Source organism: Sutcliffiella sp. NPDC057660 (assembly GCF_042800035.1).
Lineage (GTDB): Bacteria > Bacillota > Bacilli > Bacillales > Bacillaceae_I > Sutcliffiella_A.
The window spans coordinates 176,456-195,852 of sequence record NZ_JBHVHV010000004.1; the positions used below are offsets into that span (position 1 = coordinate 176,456).

Genomic DNA, 19,397 nt, shown 5'->3' on the forward strand with positions numbered 1-19,397 from the left:
ACTCCCCTTTCTATAATTTATCTATCTCTACTTGCTTTAATAGTTTTTCCACTTCTTCCTTCTTACAAAGGTCATGGGAAAATGCCGTTGCGCTTCCTGAAGCAATTCCATATCTCAGTGCTTCCTCGATATTGGCATATTTTTCGTAGCCAGCAAGGAATCCTGCTACCAGGGAATCCCCTGCTCCAACCGAATTTTTCACGTTCCCTTTTGGAGCTTTAGCAATATAAACCCCTTCGCTGGAATAAAGAAGGGCGCCTTCTCCTGCCATCGAAACGATGATATTCTGCACACCTTGTTCATAAATTTTTCTTGCATATTCCACGACTTCTTCCTTCTTCTGAATAGTTACCCCAAAAAGGTCTCCCAATTCATGGTGATTCGGCTTTATAAGAAAAGGCCGTTCAACGAGCAGATCCTTCAGCAATGCACCACCAGTATCTATCACCACATTGGCTTCATGCTTTTTGCACTTTTCTACAATTGTTTGATAGATCGTAGGTGGCACCGTTCCAGGAACACTCCCGGCTATCACGACGAAATCTGTGGGTTGCAAGGCATCCAATTGGCTGATAAGACGGTCTGCTGCTACTTCATCAACAATAGGTCCTGTTCCATTGATTTCTGTTTCCGCCCCTGCCTTCAATTTCACATTGATACGCGAGGTTCCCTCCACCTCAATCAATTTTACCGCGACCTGCTCCTCTATTAATTTCTCTTTTATAAAAGTGCCGGTAAATCCTGCTGTAAATCCAAGTATTGTTGTATCAGCACCCATCCGCTTCAGCACCCTCGAGACATTAATCCCTTTTCCGCCGGGGTAATACATGGTGTGTTCGGCGCGATTGACTGATCCTTCCTTGAAATCCGCAACCTCCATCACGTAATCAATCGAAGGGTTTAAAGTTATGGTATAAATCATTTGTTGGTCACCACCATAATTGTCGTTTTTTCTTCATATGCAGGAATCAAGTCTGGATCCATGTGATTGGTGATAATAACCGCTTCTTTTAATGCCCCGACTTTTGAAAAGGTCACTTCATTGATTTTTGATTCATCTGCCAGTACATAAGCCGCCTGTGCCAACTTCATCGCAAGGCTCTTTACAGCCGCCTCTTCCGGATCTGGTGTTGTATAGCCGCTCTTTAGATGAACGCCATTTGCACCAATGAATGCTTTGTCAAAATTGTAGGCTTCCAAGCTTTCTGTCGCCTTTCTTCCAATGATGGCCCCCGTTTTATTTTTCATGAAACCACCAACAATGTATGTGGAAATACCTTTATCCATCAGTGATTGGATATGGGCAAAACCGTTGGTCACAACAATGATCCTTTTGCCCGCCAAGAACGGAATCATTTGGTAGGTGGTGGTACCTGCATCAAGAAAAATGCAATCTCCATCCTTTACAAGCCCTGCCGCAGCACCGGCAATGATCGTTTTGGCATCCAGGTTAATCGAGGATTTTTCCAGAATGCTTGGTTCCTCACCTTTTTGATGAAGCTTTGCTGCACCGCCATGCACGCGCTTTAATTTGTTTTCCTCTTCCAGCTGGCTAAGATCGCGACGGATGGTCGACTCCGAAGCCCCTGTTATATCAACTAATTCCTGTAATTTCACTATTTCATTCTGTAATACCAAATCTATAATTTTCTGCTGTCTCTCTGGAGTTAACATAAACATCACCTTTTTTATAGTACTTAAGTAAGTACCTTCATTTTAATGCAAGCCCTTTCAAAAATCAATCAAAAACATTCAATAACCTCCAAAAACAATCAAATCACTTAGGGACAGGTCCAGTGTCCCACATATATGAAAAGACTTTATATCCGCAGACTTTCCGCTCTTATGTCCACATCATCATCTAATACTTACATATCGAGAGGAAATAATATATTTCCCTCTTTCAAGTGTTATAATGAAAGTAATAAGAATATGAAACAATTAGGATGCCACTGTTAGAAACGGAAGTTTACATTTCCATTAATAATAAATTGAAAGATACATTTCTCTATGGAGGTGGGAGTCATGGCCCTATATACTACCACTGCCCTACAAAACCTATTGGAGGGGCATGTTTATTATCGCTTTCAGGATGAGGAAGTTTACCTGGATCATCTAATGGGCTTTATTCGTTCAGGCATGGAGAATAAACAGCAGATTCTTGTTATCGACAGCATGAAGAACATTCCAAAAATCAAAGCCAGACTAGAAAAACTCTGCACGCCAGAGGAAGTATCCATGGTCCATATCGTCAATAATTTCAACTATTACCTTTTAAACGGAGACTTTCATACAAAGACCATCCTTACACACTTTCAAATGGACCTGTCCATAATGAAAAATGCAAAGCAGCCCATTCGTACTTGGGCCCAGGTGGAATGGTGCTCTAACAATCCGGATGCGGAACTGGTTAGAAAATTCGAGTCGATTGCAGACGATTACGTTTTAAAGGAGCACTTGCTTTCGGTCTGCGCCTATTCGCTAAAAGCCTTAACCCCTGAATTGGATACGACTTTGGAAAAGGTACATAACTATGTAATGACAGATGATGAATTTGTTGTTTCCCCTTCTTATCGCAATTCTGATATCGATAAAAACAACATGTAATAAGAGCCGGAATAACAATCGGCTTTTTTTCATGGTGAAAAAACACGAACCAGAGTCAGCTTATTCTCCTCTTGGCTCCAAATGCGATAATGATAATCAGTGTCAATTATTATTTTTCCTTGCATATATTTTTAACTAGCTGACTTTGTTGGCAAGAATGTTGATGTGCAACATATACTTTTGTAAAAACAAGTAAAAAGGAGGAGTAACTTGTCTATGAATTCGAGTGGGATGCGTTTAAGGAAAGTACAGTATCTGGCCCAGGAGATTATGGATGAAGTGAACAGAACTCAAGAGGAGCGGAATGTGGAGCTTTTGAATCTTGTCATTGATAATCTATCCAGAGCTGTGGTCGATGTCACGGATCCTTCCGGCCACTATTCCCTTGAATATCTGGAAAACAAAGTGAGCAACGCGCATTCGCTGCTATTCAATAAGAAAATTGAAACCAGGATGTTGGCGAAGTAAGGAGCTATTAATTATCCCCTCCATCGCATGTGATGGAGGGGATAATTTTTTAAAAAATACAAAAAACCCGAGGACACCCCCGGGTTTTCACGTTCAAATATATTTCCGATGCACACTCTTCCCATCATAGGTAAACAATACATTCTTCGTCTCGATCACCGACTCCATATGCACCGGTCTGCCCCAGATCTGATGAATATATGGCAGCACCTTTTCCAGATATTTGAGATCCAATTCAATCCCCTCAAACCAGTGCTTGAGGTAAAGCTCCCCTGCACGGAGGTAATCGCCGTCATTGACGGTGATATACGGGAATCCCCCATTCACCCTCATGTTTACCAGCTGGTCACGCACCTGTTCCCAAGCCTTGTCAACAATCTTATAGTCCTTGCCCTGCTTCTGGAACAGGTACATATCCTCACGCATGACGAGGTCTTTGTTCAGGTAATTGCGCAGGAACGAAATGTCGGATTCCACTTCCCGCACTTCAAACATTCTTTCACGTCCGGAGCCAGGCTTGATGCCATCGCGCTTCATCTCTTCTGTAGGATTGTTGTAACGCTCTTCAATGTCTTCAAAGATTTTGATACCAAGATAATAAGGATTGATGCTTGTTCGGGATGGCTGCACGACGCCAGCATTCAGTTTGGCATATTCAAGGGCTTCCCCGCTTGTGAGTTCCATTTCACGGAGAATGCGTTGGTGCCAGTAGGAAGCCCAGCCTTCGTTCTTCTAAGGATTTTATTTCACCATAGAGGATATTCCTATTTTTGAATGTTCTTTATCAATTGAGACAATGTTCCATCTGGTATTGTTGGACCTGAATCTCCTTTTAATAGCCCAGTATCCGCTCTACTAAATAATGACTGCAATATTATGGTCCGATCAGCTTCACTTACACCTTTTTCTTGAATAAGTGAAAGATACACATAGGTTAATTGAAATCTTTCTTTAGCATCTCTCGCCAAATGATAAGCACTTGTAGCGAGCAAAACAAATAATCTGATCAAGTAAATGGCAATAGAAGAGATAATTGCAAAAATAATTGTTGCTTTTAATGAGTTGACTGTAAATGCTCCATTTGGAAAAAGTGCAATTGGATTAAAGTATAGTAAGCATATTAATATTGCTGAAAAAAGTATTGAAGTTCCAATCGCCCATTTTCTCCATTGATCCCCACGCTGCTGATAATGCTCATATAAGCTTTCCCAATAAGTAGCTGGACCTTCTAATCTTAGCTTTTCTTTGTATAAAGTCTCCATATCAGATAATACTTTGTTTTTTTCATTAATAACACTTATTAATTCGCTTTCTTTCTCTTCTACAAACTTTTCAGTTGTAGCTACTATTTCATTTTTCCACTGCAGTATTTCATTCTCAAAGGAAATAAACTTATCCTGGACTTCCTTTGATTTATTTTTAAAATCACCATAAAGTTCATCACGGTCTTTAGAGAATGTTTCTTTAAGTTGAAGTAAAGCCTGCTTTGGAGCATGAAGTTTTCTCTTTAATCCATTGTTTTGCTCATCCCATATAAAACAGTGGATTATCCCATTAAGATATTCTTTATTACTTATGTTATTACTGTACCCTTGTCCAATTAAAAAATAGTCAATAGCAGCATCAGCTTGAGTAGGATTAATATTGTAACGCTCTTTAATAAACTTAGCTATATAAGTTTCCGAATATATATTCACCCAATTTCTGTTCCTTACCATATTTATAGCATGATCAATTGATACCTTAGCTTGTTGAAACTTAAATGTGAGTTTTGAAGGTGGACAATTATAACTTGATAATTTGGTATATTTTTCTTAACAGAAAAAGTGATTGAAAAAGTTGAATAAACGTTGATATATCAAGGTTTTGATGCAAATGGGAATGAAACCCTCACAAGAAAAAATAAATTCCTTAGAACATTTAATTCATTTGCCTCCATAGCTAATTCCTCTTTTCATATAACAATCTTATAACTAAGACAAAAATAAGGAAGGAAGTCCCTTTCCTTATTTTTGCCTTAATAATCTTATACTATTTATTATTACAATCAATGCTGCGATAGAAAAAATTTGCTTGATTCAATTCAAACCTTCACTTAATGCGTCTAGGTTCCTTTTCATTATTGATAAATAATCTTCATTCGCATCACGATTCTGTTCAGAAAGCGACTCTAAATTATGCAAGAATAGTGGACTTGATCCAGTTTCAATTTGGACATTTTTTGCAACTTTACTATTCAAATTTTCCTCGAAAAATAAATGCGTAAGCCCTTCTTTTCCCATCAAGTTAATGATTCCAATCAACTGTTGTTGAGAAGGCTCATCACTAGGTGTTATTCCACTGATTCCAATTTGCTCTAGACCATATCTTTCCTCCCAATATCCATAAGCTGAATGGGATACAATAAATTTCTTTTTTTCGGCACTTTTTATCATTTCATTGAATTCTGCATCCAGCTTTTCTAAATCCCTTTTCAAAGAAATAAAGTTTGCCTCAAAAACCTCTTTTTCTTCTGGATATAACTCTACAAGTGATTTTTTGATATTGCCAGCTACTTTCATTGAACGTATTGGGTCTAGCCAAAAATGAGGGTCCAGTTCACGTTCTTCGTTTTTATGGTTATTTTCATCATCGCTATGTTGATCTCTTACGGAGCTTTCTAGTAGCGTAATATTTTCCGTTGCATTAACAATCATCACCTGTTCACCCTCTAGAGATTCAATAATTGACTGGGCAAAACCTTCTAAACCAGTACCTGAATAAATAAATGCTTCTCCTTTTGCCACTTTCACCATTTCACTAGGTGATAGATCAATGGAGTGTGCATCGGAGCCAGGAGGTACTATGTTCTCAATGGAAACCACACTGCCGCCAATTCTTTTTGTAAAATACTCTAATGGATAAATCGTTGTAAATATTGTAAGTTGTTTGTATTCCTTATCTTCATTTATTGATTGATCTGAAATACAGCCACTAATTAAAATGATAATGATAAGAAATATCATAAAAAATTTTATTCTCATATACATGACATTACTCCTCTGAATGATGTATTTCCAAAAGTAATCATTACGATTTATGAAATATTTCTACTGGACCATAAACTCAATCTTTAAATGGTCCAATAAGTTAAAGTATCCAATATCCCTAAAACAACTAAAAAGGCACCTGCAACTTTCTGGATAGTACTTCCCACTCGTTTTCCTTTCTTCATCACCATGCCACCAGCTTCGAAAAACCATATCAGAAACATAAATATGAATATTGGGACCGTAGTTCCTATCGCAAATACGGAAGGAAGAACCATGCCATATGATTCTGTTAATGCAACCGGCATAAGGCTTAAAAAGAATAGGACGAACATGGTCGGACAAAATCCTAAGGAAAAACTGAAGCCCAACAAGAAAGATCCCCATTTTCTTGACTTAATATTTTCACCAGCAATTTTAACTATAGGGAGGTACCAATTCATTTTTAAATTTCCTAATAAAAATAGCCCTACCACAATCAATAGCGGTCCAGTCAATTTCCGTATCCATGGAAAATAAAGGGTCAGTGAAGACTGAATTTCTCGACCAAATAACCAAATTAGAAGCCCAAGAGATGTAAAGGCAACAATTTTACCTAAAGTGAATAATATGACATCCCACCAAGCGACTTGTTTATCAAGCGACTTTTTTCCGAAAAGGGTTAGTGCTCCAATATTCCCAGTCAATTGGCAAGGAACCATCGATCCCACAATACCTAACAAAAAGGCATATAAAAGTGTAACCTCTTTAAATGAACTCGCAACATTTGAAAGTGGGACTGTTATGGAGTTTGTTATCCCATTCATCATTTCGTACATCAAACCACACACCATTTCATACTATTTTTTATCTTAATTGTAAGATAAAAATGTGCAGATTTCATGAAGGAAGTCACTTATTCATTTATTTGTAAAATTACTTTCCTACCATCACAGCTTCCCTATGACCTGGAACCGTTAAAATTCAAGATCTCCTGCTTCAAGAGGGGTGAAACGAATCTCATTTTGACTATTTGCAAGAGCGTGCAAATGCAAAGCTCCCGTTAAATAATGATGACTACTTTCCATTGTTTTTAACTGACAGCAATTATTGTGGAACTTAATAAGTCACCTTAGTACATCACGCCAAATGTCAATCCAACTATTAAACTTATGGTCATTGGATAAGTCATGGATAAAACCATTCCCATGGAAGGCAACTGTTTCTTCAGTATTCTTGACAGTACTAGAATTATCACTATCTCCATAATCAATGTTAATAGAATATACAAATAAAATACATGCATCGCTTCCCCCTCCCCTCTGACATACTTATGCAAATAATGGTGGGTCATGTATGCTGTAGTTTTACTATACTGTGCAGATTATAAGGATTTTTATTTTTAAGTATTAAGAAGTTAGCTGGCTGGGTACACCATTAATGTTTAATAAATCTTGAAAGGAGTTTTTCCATTGTTAATTAAAAATGAATATCAAGAATGTTTGGACGCCTGCTTGGCCTGTATGGAAGCCTGTAATTTTTGTTTTAATGCTTGTTTAAATGAGGATGACGTGAAGATGATGGCTACCTGTATCCGACTAGATCGCGTATGTGCAGATACTTGTAGTCTTGCAGCGAAAGCTATTCAATCAGACAGCCCATTCAAGGAAGAAATCTGCAGGTTATGTGCCGAAATATGTGCAGCCTGTGGAGAAGAATGTAGTAAGCACACCCACGAACATTGCCAAATGTGTGCGGATGCATGTTTTCGATGTGCAGAAGCTTGCAGAAGAATGATTACTGCATAATGTAAATTGCATTAGAAATAGCAGGCTAATTTGCTTAGAATTAGCCTGCTAATTTTTTTGTTAAAGCAATGTTTATCCCCATTTTTTTTTTTTTGGATTGTTGATTATGGGCTAATTATGGAATTTATAGATGAATTTCTCCGAACTGCACCTTAAAAAATTTTGGAATAGTCTTCAACACTTATTTCTTGTTCAACTAACAAGAGTTGAATAACATTTTTTTCTTAGTACAGAAAAAATCCATCCTCAACATAAATTAGAGGGTGGATTTATATTTTTAGTATTGTCTTGAATTGCTGATACAATTTCTTCAAAAGAATATAGATGATTAAGTAGATCAACGGTAAAATCTTGTTCTTGTTCAATTCCCATAGTCCAACGAAGATGATTAATCTTTAGAAAATAATCAATGATGCTAAGGCAGTGCTTTTTTTAGCATTATGAATAGATTGGTTCTTGACAATTAATTCAAAAAGTGCAACTGCTTTTTCGTAAATGGTTGGATAAGTCTTACTACCAAATACAGATTGTCTTGGTCGGTTAATAGTCGAATCAAGTAAGGTTGGGTCCTTTACTCCCAATGGCTCATCTGGAGAGTATAATCTAATTTGAACAGTATTAAAAGCGATAATTTTGGTTAGTAGTTAGATAGACAATCTCATCCATTATCTGTTCACTAAACCTTTAAATGCCTTGTCATGTTCTTTCAGTACATCATTTAAAATATCCATGAATTCTGCATCAACACCCTCAGGAAGGGCTAGCTGTTCCTTTTTTCTAATAATAACCTTACCGTCTTTAACCTCAACTTGGACATCATCTCCCTGAGATAAACCAACTTGTTTAAGTAATTCAATTGGAATAGTAATTCCTAATCTATTTCCTATCTTAGTAACTTTCCTTTCGAATTGTTCCATCTATATCACATCCTCGATATAATTGTTCTAACGATTATAACCCAAATGCTCTTTGTAAAAAAATGGTAACGGAAGATCAAAATAAAAAGTAAGCTTAACAGGTAGTCATCTATGAGTTATTCAAGAATCTGGAGAGCTTTAATGGAATAACCTTTTAACTCAGTTCATTAATGAACTGAGTTTTTCATGAAAAAAACACCTCTATAATCGGTGCTAATCGCATCATTATGGGGGAAACTTACGATTATAAAAATTGGTTATAATGAACGGGAAGCACTTTTTACGATAAAAGTTCTAATAAGCACAATTATGATGCTGCGAATATTTTCAATTAACAATAATTTAAAGATTGGAGTTGCTCTAAGCATTGTCTCTGAAGTCTCAGTAAACAATAAACTTGTTTTGTATAACCCATAAAAATACAAAATTTTAGAACTGAGGGATGGAAATGAAATGGCAAAACAGACCATCAATAAGCGAATATCATCCATATAAAGAAGAATATGAACAATTATTAGATTTAAACAGAGACGAATTATTATTTGAAATCAAAACTCATATAGATGACTATTTTGAAGCTAAGTCGAAGAAGGAGCAGGAAGGGAAATTAAATCTAAATGAATTTTTCAAGTTAAATTGGCATGAAAACTCAATTGAGACGTTCTACTGGAAGTTTATCAACAAAAATACTAAGATTAAAGATGAATAAAAAAACTTATTTTCAAAAAACTTCCAAAACCTTTGGTGTATTGGATATTTCTTATAGGATTTTTTTCACTATTCTTTATTCAGATAAAAATCTTATTCAATTAAATGGAGTGATAAAGGAATAACTTATTAACTCAGTTCATTGTGATGAACTGGGTTTTATTATGCAAAAAAATACGGCTATAAGCAGTGCTAATTAGTGTGTTAATTTTTATGTTATTCTTGGTGTAAATACCTTGTGATTTCAGATTTTCCTCCCAAAAAGGAACCCGTTAACGCTTATTGGCGTGTTTTAATTTTGTTTATTCCTACGACTCGCCCTATAATACATACATCCAATCTAGTGAGTAATGACAATTTTTTTGTTACTTTCAGTTAATCTGCAAACATTCTCGATATTTTCCGGATATTCTAAAACTATTACAAAGTAGGTGATGTACTTGAAGTTCTCAACCAAGCTAGGACTTTGGTTCTTCTTTTGTATTTTAATTATTGAAACTGGTTCCATGCTTTTCCTTCACCAAAATGTCGTTCAATCCCTCGTTGATAATGAATTGAAGTCATTATTGGCAAGAGGAGATAGCCATCGGGATGTTCTGGAAGAATCTTTTACCAACAATACACTTCAACATATCGTGTTAATGGAATCGAAAACCGATACGGAAGTGGTGATAACAGACCAAAGTGGAAATGTTATCGAATCTTCAATTGCCCTCACCGACGAAATCAAATCCATTATTTTGCCAATTACGAATGATGATTTGATTATTGAAGCAGACTGGGAGTCACAATCCTATTTAGCCACTGCTTCCCCATTCAGTTCAAACAGTGGGGAAAATGGAACCGTCTTTATGCTAAAAAGCACCCACCAAATGAAAGGCTTGATTACCAATTTAAACCACCATTTCGGGATTGCTGTTATCATTATTTTATTTTTCCTGGTGATTACAAACCTTATTTTAGTGAAGCTACTAACCAAACCGTTAGTATCCATGAAGGAAGCAACAAAGAGAATTAATGAAGGAGACTTCACTGTAACACTGCCTGTGAAATCCAGGGATGAGATTGGTGAATTAGCCAATTCCATCCAAACATTGGCAAGTAATCTAAACTACTTACAACAGGAGCGAAAGGAATTTCTGGCTAGTATTTCCCATGAACTACGCACTCCACTCACCTATATTAGAGGTTATGCTGATATTGGTCAAAAGCATAATTTAACGGATAGTCAAAGGAATGAATATCTGAAGATTATTCATGAAGAATCGATTCGAGTATCAACCCTACTTGAGGATTTATTCGAATTAGCCAATATGGATCAAAATTCTTTTTCGATTGCAAAGGAAGAAATCCAACTAGGGGATTTTTTACAGACTATTTTTGAGAAGACTTACCCCGTATTCTCCAATTCCGGCATTGATCTTAAGTTTAACTGCAAACAGAACTGCTGCGTGAATATAGATCCATTGCGATTTGAACAAGTAGTACAGAATATATTGGATAATGCTCTGAAGTATTCAGACAGAGGGACCACAACCATTGAATTAAGCAAAAAGGAAAATATCTGCATACTCTCCATTTCTGACGAAGGCAAGGGAATCCCCGATGATCAAATCCCATATATATTTGATCGCTTATTTCGAGTGGAAAAATCCCGCTCTCGGCTTACAGGTGGAGTTGGTCTAGGGTTATCCATCGTAAAAGAAATCGTAGATGCCCATGATGGGGAACTGAAGGTGAATAGTCAAATTGGTGTCGGTACAACTGTATCGATTCTATTAAAGGAGGCACAGAATAGATGAAACAAATCTTACTGATAGATGACGAACAAAGAATGCTAGATCTCTTATCTCTCTATTTAACCCCGCACGGATTTTCCTGTATCAAAAAGACCACTGCTTTGGAGGGAATTCGCTCTCTTGAAGATCATGAAGTTGATCTCATTATTCTTGACGTCATGATGCCAGTCATGGACGGTTGGGAGGCATTAGCTGCTATTAGGGAGTTCAGTAAAATTCCTATTATCATGCTGACAGCCCGAAACGATAACAGCGACATGATAAAAGGATTGAAAAATGGTGCGGACGATTACATTTCCAAGCCATTTAATGAAGAGGTGCTTGTAGCTCGGATTGAAGCTGTACTTCGCCGCTCAGCTAAAGAGGAGATAAAGGAAAAGCCATTACTATTTAAAGGTTTATCACTTGACTCTTTCTCTTACAAGCTATCATATAATGGTCATCCTATTGCGGTTACACCAAAAGAATTTTCCTTACTTGAATTATTTTTAAAGTATCCGGATAAGGTCTTCTCAAGGGATCATCTACTTTCTACAATTTGGGAATTGAAATCTGAGACCGAAAACCGTACCGTCGACTCTCACATTCGCAATCTTAGAGAAAAACTCCGACAGGCAGGTTTTAATGTGGACAAGCATCTAAAGACCATTTGGGGGATCGGGTATAGGTGGAATGATAAATTCGAAACAAAATAAATCCAATGGAGGTTCAGGAATGAAGAAGATGAAGCTTTTTATTCTGATGTCACTCATAAGCATTCTTATTGTTGGTTGCTCAAGTAAAGGGCAGAATAACAATGAAGAATACTTTATAGTAGCAAAGGAAGAAACCATAAATCATATCCACGGAATTGGTTACTTGGGTGATAAGAAAGAATTATTTATAGCAACCCATCATGGCCTTTTACGTTTCTCTGAAGGTAAATGGTACAAGACTAGTAGAAATAATCATGATTATATGGGATTCCAAGCGACAGATGAGCAATTTTTTTCAAGCGGTCATCCTGAGCTAGGTTCCGACCTAAAGAATCCCTTGGGTCTCATAAAAAGTAAAGATCAGGGTGATTCCATGGAAAAGATTGCTTTTTACGGGGAAATCGATTTCCACTATCTTGCAGCAGGATATAAAAGTCATACGTTATATGTGTTTAATGAGCAAGAAAACTCCCTGAAAATCGGTCTCCATTATTCGGTTGATGAAGGTCAAACATGGGAAACAGGTTCTATGAAAGGATTCTCTGCAAATTCGATTGGTAACATTAGTACACATCCTACTGTTTCAGAAAATGTTGCCATCTCCACCAATAAAGGATTATTTATTTCTTCTAACTTTGGAAATGAGTTCAAATTGCTAACTAGTTCAAGTCCTGTGACAACAGTAGAATATCAGGAGGAGAGTCTGATTTACTTTATCCTGGAAAATAACGAAACTAAATTAGTAAAGTATGATTTGACCAATGAAACAACAGACGCATTGTCCCTACCAGATGAGATCTCCAGCCAAAATCCCATCATGTTTATTTCCACCAATCCGGAGAATCGGAATGAAATAACAGCCGTGTCCTTGAGTAATGACATTTATCAATCGAATGATAATGGAGCAAGCTGGAAGCTAATAGCTCAAGAAGGAAACGTAACTGGTGAATAGGGGAAGGAAGCATATCATTGTCGGATTCTGTTCCTTTCTGATAAGTTATCTGTTCGTACAAAGCAGAAACGAATGGGCTCCTTTGCATGCATGGAACCGTGCTTTCGCCGACGTATCCTTATTTATGCTTGGACTAGTCATGATCATTGGGCCAATCGTACGTATACTTCCAAGCTTAAAGGCAATGGTTGCATGGAGAAGATCGTTAGGTGTTTGGTCTGGAATACTTGCCCTAATTCATACGATTATCATTCTAGATGAATGGGTGGAATGGGATTTCACCCGATTGTTTTACATTTTCACTCCATTTGGACAAGAATGGATATTGCATCCTGGTTTCGCACTCGCTAACGCAATCGGAATAATTGCGGTGCTGTACTACCTTCTATTAATGATTACATCAAACAATCTAAGCATCAAAGTATTAGGTAACTCTGCCTGGAATTATTTACAGAATAAAACGAGCACTCTTTATCTTTTAATTTTGCTGCATACTCTTTATTTTTTGTATTTTCACAAACCGGAGAATCCTAACTGGCTGAAAGGCCCTTTTATAGCCATTATTGTTTTGATTTACTTATTTCAAATAGCAGGATTTGTATGGACCGTTCGAAAGAGAAACAGAAAAGAGGTAAACAAGTAAAACTTGTTTACCTCTTTTAATGGGTTGTCACAAATTGTTACTTTTTCTTATAATGTAATTCCATAATTTCTGCAATCATTTTTGATAGGATTCTCTTTGAAACTACTTAAGGAGGAGTAAAAATGAAATTAAAGCTGATAGCTTTACTATCTTTTACGGTGATATTTTTAGCAGCATGTTCGGACATGAGTAATATGGATCATAGCAAAATGAATATGAGTAATTCATCCACTGAACAAGAGGAAGAAAAACTCTCAGAAACAAAAACCACTGTAACTCAAGTAATCTCTGAGAATGAAATAACACTGGTAGCAAAAGAGGCAGCTCATCAATTAAATAACAGTACAGTGGTAAACGCCTGGACCTTTAATGGTTCAGTTCCTGGTTCTCAAATACGTGTTCAGGAGGGCGAAGATATAACTATTCATCTAAAAAACGAACTTAAAGATCCTGTTTCCATTCATTGGCATGGCCTTCCTATCCCCAATGCAATGGATGGAATTCCAGGTGTGACCCAAAACGCTGTTCAGCCTGGCGAGACCTTTACCTATGAATTTACTGCCACAGTTACCGGGACATACATGTACCATACACATCAGGACGGTGTCAATCAGCTTGATAAAGGCCTATACGGTTCTTTCATTGTAGAACCTGCTAATAAGACATATGACAGGGATTATTCATTAATGTTGGACGAGTGGATGAGTGATCCTAAAGGCTCTTCCATGAGTAATATGGAAGACATGGACCACGGAAAAATGAATGATAAAGAAAAAGAAGATCAGGACAGTAAAAATTCAATGTCCATGGAGGACATGGGTCATAACATGGACGACTACGACATCTTCACCATTAACGGAAAAAGTGGAGATTTGATTGAGCCGTTACAAGTGAAAGAAGGGAAAAAAGTTCGAATACGGCTGGCTAACATAGGATTCATGTCACATAAGATACACCTTCATGGGCATAAATTCAAAGTAGTAGCAATTGATGGTCAGGAACTGAACGCTCCACAAGAACTAGAAAATCAATTATTGTCTATTGCACCTGGTGAGAGGTACGATATTGAATTCATTGCTGATAATCCAGGTGTTTGGTACCTTGAATGCCATGGGGAAATGACAGGAACAGAAGGAATGAAAACAAAAATACAATACGAAGGATATACGGAATCCAAAGATAAGCCTAATCCAAAAGAAAAACTACCTGAGTTTAACTTTAATGACTATGGTGAAGCAAAAAGTGGATTTTTTGAGGTGAACCAACAGTATGATCTGGAGTACACGATGAATTTAGATACCGAGATGGAAAAGAAGGAGATGGTGTATACCATCAACGGAAAAACTTTTCCTGAAACAGAGAATATCATAGTAAAAGAAGGAGACAATGTCAAAGTGAAATTGGTTAACAATTCATCCACTGATGACCATCCTATGCACCTTCATGGCCAATTTTTCCAAGTACTAAGCAAAAACGGAAAACCATTAGAAGGATCTCCTATTATAAAAGACACCATCAATGTAAAACCCGGTGAAGAATATGAAATTGCATTTAAAACAGATAATCCAGGAAACTGGCTCTTCCACTGCCATGATTTGCACCATGCCGCAGCTGGAATGGTGACCCAAGTAAAATATGAGGGGTTTAAACCTGATTTCAATCCAGATCCAGAAGCGAATAATAAACCAGAGTAGTATTACCACAAACTCATATGGATCCCAAAGCCTCTTTCACCAGTAAAGAGGCTTTTTTTAGCATGTCTGGCAGAAAACTAGATGCAATAATTAATATGTTCTCCTAGTATTCTTCTGTAATGATAGGAATTCCGATTGTAATTTGTAATTTTGAATTGGACGGTTCCCTCCGTAAAGCCATTTGAAGATTAAACCGCTTATTGTTGGTGGAAGGTAAACTGAAAGCCCAATCCTTGTTAAAGGCTGACACCGAAACAAGGTTTTTTTCTTCAAGACCTTCCACTTTATTAGCAGATAGGTTTTCCAACAGTAAATTTGCTTTTACATTTAAATCCGTGTTGATATCAACATCTAATAAACTTCCCTTCACTGTAAAGTATGTATTTTTCTTCAATTCAATATCATTAACGACTTTCCTATAATCCTTTTCTGACCATCCTCCTCTTGTATAACTGTAAGTCTGTACTACTTGAAATGAACGATCCTCCTTATAAGCCGTAACCGTAATTCTTTCCCTTTCGATGTCACTCTTCATATTAGTTCCAACAATTAAATAATGATGATCCTGTTCCATGTCGGTGGACCATTCGAATTTTGTGTAATCTTTCTTTAACTTCGCTTCCATTTCCTTGATTACATCCAAATTATTTACATTAAGTTCCTCACGCGAATAAATCGTCCACTCATGTATTATTACTTCCTGATTTTCAAGTATGTTAATAGTAGATATTAACTTATCCTTTTCATCCACTGATTCCCTATATTGACTATCCATTACCATGAAACCAGTTATTAAAATGAGGATAATGTATAAAAACATTTTCACGATTCCATTTCACCTCCCCAACATAATCCTGCTTTTAAAAAATTTGAAGCAGATATTTTTTGTCTCCTGTCAAGATAATATTCGTTGAATTTCTGTTGCAAATAATGCACAAATTCTGGACATGTTTTCGCTAAACTTAATATAGTAAATCTAGATAGAATAGGAGCTTCCAGATATGAATTCTTTACAGGCTATAGATAGAGTAGCATTCGAAATGGGGCCATTTACAATTTATTGGTACGGAATAATTATTGGGATTGGAGTATTTCTAGGCTGGTACCTTGCAACCCAAGAGGCAAAGAATTTAGGGTTGAGCAAGGATATATTTTCAGATCTATTAATTTGGGCCATTCCTATCGCAATTGCAAGTGCAAGATTGTATTATGTCGCATTCAATTTGAATTATTATTTTGATAATCCAGGAGACATCTTTGCGATATGGGAAGGTGGTATCGCCATACATGGTGCTCTGCTTGGCGGTGTCATAGTTGCTTTTTTATACACCCGAAAAAAGCGTGTTTCCTTTTGGCAGTTAGCAGATATAGCCGCCCCTAGCATCATTTTAGGTCAAGCAATTGGAAGGTGGGGGAACTTTATTAACAAGGAAGCACATGGTACTGAAGTTTCACGATCCTTTTTGGAGGGGTTATATCTCCCTGATTTCATCACTAATCAAATGTTTATTGCGGGATCCTACTACCATCCCACATTTTTGTATGAATCACTTTGGAATTTAGCTGGATTTGGTGTTTTGTTATTCTTGAGAAGACTCCCCATCAAAAGAGGTGAAATTTTTCTCTCTTACTTGATTTGGTACTCATTCGGAAGATTCTTTGTTGAGGGTTTAAGGACAGATAGCCTTATGATTGGAGAGGTAATAAGGACAGCCCAGATTTTTTCCTTATTCATCATTCTCCTAGCCATTTTTCTAATTTGGTTCAGAAGAAAAAGTGGCTATGCAAAAATTTTTTATCTTAATGAGTACAGGAAATAACTTTTTCCATAAAAAATAGCTTGTAGTATACCGCTACAAGCTATTTTTTATTGCTTATTCTTCTGATGATAACTCGCTTTCCGTTACCCACTTATGATTGGTTACTTCTTTTCCACTGTCTTTCAAAGTGAAGTCTACCATATAGACTGTGGTTTGTTCAGCTGAATCAATAACCGCAGTGGCACCCTCCATACCTTCCATATGTTCAGCTTCTACTTTTACCTCAGCACCTGCTTCATAGGGTTCTTCCTGTCTATCCGCTATTTCTTCGTGGATGATCCATTTATGATCTTCGACTCTCTCTCCACCATCGGTTGGATCATAGGATATGGTATATACCGTTGTATCATATGCTCCAACAATCGTAGCTTCTGCACCTTCCATACCCGGCATGTGAGCCTCTGTAATAATCGCTGTACTTCCAACTGGGAATGCAGGATTTTCTGCTTCCTCCAATCCTTCAGGGACCTCACCGGAGCCGGACATATCCATTTCGGAATGATCCATACCTGAGTGTTCACCTTCCGTGTTATTCTCATCATTCTTGTTTGAAGCTGTATTATTACCATTATTTGAGCAAGCTGCTAATACAAGCAAAGCAGCAAGTGCTCCAAACATTATTAGCTTTTTCCACTTCATGATTATATCCTCCTCATTATTTAATACAACTAATATACCCAATAAGTTTGCAGAAAATATGGAGTAATGCACATTCTTATCATTTTTTCTAACTAAAATAAGTTGAAGTTTCCATGTGGAGCCTTCAACTTATTCACCCATTCTATTGGAAGTTAGAAAGAAATGTATTTCCTTGGATTTACCGCATTAGATTTTGCATTATTCCAATTCCCTTCATGTAGTTCAAAATGGAGGTGGTCCCCAAATGAATAACCGGTGTTGCCCATTCCACCTAAGTATTGGCCTTTCTCTACATATTGACCTTGACTGACTGAAAGGCTATCCATATGGGCATAAACTGTTGTGAATGTTTGTCCGTTTATACTATGCGTGATTATGACCCAATTTCCATATGAACTGCTATAAGAAGCATTTGTGACATAACCATCCGCAGCAGCTACGATGGACGTTCCTCTTGCAGCAGCAATATCCATGCCATAATGGTAACGAGGTTTACCATTCAATACATCATATCCGAACTCAGTAGTAAATACTCCATATGCAGGAGCAGTCCAAGAACCTTCACTGACAGGAGTAGATGCCGATCCATTTGCATGCTGTGGTTTGGTAGATGCTGCTTTTTGCCTTTGTTCTTCTGCAGCTTTTCTTTCGATTTCTTTTTGTCTTGCTAATTCCACTAATCTCGCCTGCTCAGCTATAATACTATCTTCAATACCTTTCTCTAACTCGTACAATTCACTGCTCTTTTCCTCAAGCTCAACCTGCATTTGTTCCAGTTCCTTCTGTTGAGCGGTAAGACTGTTGATAAGTTCATTTTTTTGTTCCTTTTGGGAACCTAAACTTGCAATAAACTGATCTAATTCTTTCTTTTGAGTTTCTAAGTTTACTAGTTCTTCCCGAACTTCTTGTTCTTTCTGTTTTAATGAATCCTGTTCTTTCTTTTGTTCGTCAATTATATCGCGGTCTGCTTGTACGAGTGTACTTACAGCTGTAAATCGATTTATGAGGTCAGCAAAGTTTTCAGCATTCAAAATAACTTCTAGATAGTTATTAAATCCTCCGTTTGTTTGAAAGGCACGAGCCCGATCTTCTAACAACGCTGCCCTTTTTTCCAGCTTTTCTTTCAGTACCTCTATGTCTTTCGTCAACTTCGATATATTTTCATTCGTTTTTTTTATATTACCATTTACGAATTTTATCTCTTTATCCGTATTGGATATATCCTTGTCCAACTTTTTTATTTGGGCTGTCAGGTCATTTTGTTGAGCTATGATATTATCAATTTTTTCATTATTATTCTCGATACTTCTGTCAATTGACTGACGTTCTTGCTGAACATCCTGTTTTTTCTGCTTTAAACTATCAATCTCTTCAGCTGAAGTGGAGTGAGGAAAAAAAACATTACTTACTGATAAAAATGCAACTACAAAATATCCGAGAAACCTCTTATTTTTATTCATTTGAAAACTCCTGTTATGATTATTTCCTCTTCCTATGTATGTATAGCAATTTATTGAGGATACGATTCCATTCTGTGTCGAATAACAGAATTTGTTATCGAAACTCGTAGAATACTTTCTTATTTTATCATTGTCTTGAGCTTAGTGGATGACCGCTGGTTTACATATTCTTCTCATAC

The 19,397-nt window shown here is 36.9% G+C and carries 19 protein-coding genes and 1 pseudogene; 10 read left to right on the top strand and 10 right to left on the bottom strand.

Translation table 11 applies throughout. The features are described from left to right. Nucleotides 1-10: 10 nt before the first annotated feature. Together pfkB and ACFVAD_RS05525 are read right to left on the bottom strand one after the other, a co-directional pair. A complete protein-coding gene (gene pfkB / locus ACFVAD_RS05520; RefSeq protein WP_386636937.1) occupies nt 11-922 on the bottom strand; it encodes a 1-phosphofructokinase in 912 nt (303 codons plus the stop codon). Further along, a complete protein-coding gene (locus ACFVAD_RS05525; protein WP_386636939.1) occupies nt 919-1,674 on the bottom strand; it encodes a DeoR/GlpR family DNA-binding transcription regulator in 756 nt (251 codons plus the stop codon). Before ACFVAD_RS05525 ends, pfkB begins: the two co-directional genes overlap by 4 nt. Before the next feature lie 351 nt (nt 1,675-2,025). Here ACFVAD_RS05525 and ACFVAD_RS05530 point away from each other — a divergent pair, with 351 nt between their 5' ends. After that, nucleotides 2,026-2,607: an MEDS domain-containing protein gene (locus ACFVAD_RS05530; RefSeq protein ID WP_386636941.1), complete on the top strand. Its 582-nt coding sequence runs from the start codon at nt 2,026-2,028 to the stop codon at nt 2,605-2,607. 216 nt (nt 2,608-2,823) lie between these two features. Continuing rightward, nucleotides 2,824-3,075 carry a group-specific protein gene (locus ACFVAD_RS05535; protein WP_386637141.1) on the top strand — a complete coding sequence of 84 codons (252 nt, stop codon included), beginning with the start codon at nt 2,824-2,826 and terminating at the stop codon, nt 3,073-3,075. Between the two features lie 93 nt (nt 3,076-3,168). Here the strand turns inward: ACFVAD_RS05535 and ACFVAD_RS05540 are convergent. The 4 genes and pseudogenes from ACFVAD_RS05540 to ACFVAD_RS05555 form a co-directional block, all read right to left on the bottom strand. Further along, nucleotides 3,169-3,804 (bottom strand): annotated as a pseudogene (locus ACFVAD_RS05540) (SpoVR family protein); the annotation flags it as partial. Between the two features lie 35 nt (nt 3,805-3,839). Next, entirely contained in the window at nt 3,840-4,772 is a 933-nt protein-coding gene (locus ACFVAD_RS05545) for a DUF6161 domain-containing protein (RefSeq protein WP_386636943.1), read from the bottom strand. 381 nt (nt 4,773-5,153) lie between these two features. Then, complete coding sequence (locus ACFVAD_RS05550) at nt 5,154-6,104, bottom strand: metal ABC transporter solute-binding protein, Zn/Mn family (RefSeq protein WP_386636945.1); 951 nt, start codon at nt 6,102-6,104, stop codon at nt 5,154-5,156. Nucleotides 6,105-6,187: 83 nt separating this feature from the next. Further along, a complete protein-coding gene (locus tag ACFVAD_RS05555) occupies nt 6,188-6,922 on the bottom strand; it encodes an urease accessory protein UreH domain-containing protein (protein WP_386636947.1) in 735 nt (244 codons plus the stop codon). 684 nt (nt 6,923-7,606) lie between these two features. Here ACFVAD_RS05555 and ACFVAD_RS05560 point away from each other — a divergent pair. Further along, a complete protein-coding gene (locus tag ACFVAD_RS05560) occupies nt 7,607-7,891 on the top strand; it encodes a four-helix bundle copper-binding protein (protein ID WP_386637143.1) in 285 nt (94 codons plus the stop codon). A gap of 665 nt (nt 7,892-8,556) precedes the next feature. Here ACFVAD_RS05560 and ACFVAD_RS05565 read toward each other — a convergent pair. Beyond that, on the bottom strand, nt 8,557-8,808 hold the full coding sequence (locus ACFVAD_RS05565) for an AbrB/MazE/SpoVT family DNA-binding domain-containing protein (RefSeq protein WP_386636949.1): 252 nt from the start codon (nt 8,806-8,808) through the stop codon (nt 8,557-8,559). Nucleotides 8,809-9,256: 448 nt separating this feature from the next. On the opposite strand from ACFVAD_RS05565, the gene ACFVAD_RS05570 reads away from it, so the two are divergent. The 6 genes from ACFVAD_RS05570 to ACFVAD_RS05595 all read left to right on the top strand — a co-directional run bounded on the left by ACFVAD_RS05570 (nt 9,257) and on the right by ACFVAD_RS05595 (nt 15,299). Continuing rightward, entirely contained in the window at nt 9,257-9,517 is a 261-nt protein-coding gene (locus ACFVAD_RS05570; RefSeq protein ID WP_386636951.1) for a hypothetical protein, read from the top strand. Nucleotides 9,518-9,956: 439 nt separating this feature from the next. Then, nucleotides 9,957-11,318, top strand: a complete 1,362-nt coding sequence (locus ACFVAD_RS05575) for a sensor histidine kinase (protein WP_386636952.1) — start codon at nt 9,957-9,959, stop codon at nt 11,316-11,318. Further along, on the top strand, nt 11,315-12,010 hold the full coding sequence (locus tag ACFVAD_RS05580; RefSeq protein ID WP_386636954.1) for a response regulator transcription factor: 696 nt from the start codon (nt 11,315-11,317) through the stop codon (nt 12,008-12,010). The genes ACFVAD_RS05575 and ACFVAD_RS05580 overlap by 4 nt, the downstream gene beginning before the upstream one ends. Nucleotides 12,011-12,029: 19 nt before the next feature. After that, a complete protein-coding gene (locus ACFVAD_RS05585; protein ID WP_386636956.1) occupies nt 12,030-12,962 on the top strand; it encodes a F510_1955 family glycosylhydrolase in 933 nt (310 codons plus the stop codon). Continuing rightward, on the top strand, nt 12,955-13,605 hold the full coding sequence (locus tag ACFVAD_RS05590) for a hypothetical protein (RefSeq protein ID WP_386636958.1): 651 nt from the start codon (nt 12,955-12,957) through the stop codon (nt 13,603-13,605). Before ACFVAD_RS05585 ends, ACFVAD_RS05590 begins: the two co-directional genes overlap by 8 nt. A 122-nt stretch (nt 13,606-13,727) precedes the next feature. Further along, complete coding sequence (locus ACFVAD_RS05595) at nt 13,728-15,299, top strand: multicopper oxidase family protein (protein WP_386636960.1); 1,572 nt, start codon at nt 13,728-13,730, stop codon at nt 15,297-15,299. 103 nt (nt 15,300-15,402) lie between these two features. Here the strand turns inward: ACFVAD_RS05595 and ACFVAD_RS05600 are convergent, their stop codons facing one another. Further along, a complete protein-coding gene (locus ACFVAD_RS05600; RefSeq protein ID WP_386637145.1) occupies nt 15,403-16,119 on the bottom strand; it encodes a YwmB family TATA-box binding protein in 717 nt (238 codons plus the stop codon). A 181-nt stretch (nt 16,120-16,300) separates the two neighbouring features. Between ACFVAD_RS05600 and lgt the strand changes: the two genes are divergently transcribed. Continuing rightward, nucleotides 16,301-17,119 carry a prolipoprotein diacylglyceryl transferase gene (gene lgt / locus ACFVAD_RS05605; protein WP_386636962.1) on the top strand — a complete coding sequence of 273 codons (819 nt, stop codon included), beginning with the start codon at nt 16,301-16,303 and terminating at the stop codon, nt 17,117-17,119. Nucleotides 17,120-17,173: 54 nt separating this feature from the next. On the opposite strand, the gene ACFVAD_RS05610 is transcribed toward lgt, so the two are convergent. Both ACFVAD_RS05610 and ACFVAD_RS05615 read right to left on the bottom strand, forming a co-directional pair. Then, on the bottom strand, nt 17,174-17,758 hold the full coding sequence (locus ACFVAD_RS05610) for a YdhK family protein (protein ID WP_386636964.1): 585 nt from the start codon (nt 17,756-17,758) through the stop codon (nt 17,174-17,176). A gap of 152 nt (nt 17,759-17,910) precedes the next feature. After that, a complete protein-coding gene (locus ACFVAD_RS05615; RefSeq protein WP_386636966.1) occupies nt 17,911-19,218 on the bottom strand; it encodes a murein hydrolase activator EnvC family protein in 1,308 nt (435 codons plus the stop codon). Between the last annotated feature and the right edge of the window lie 179 nt (nt 19,219-19,397).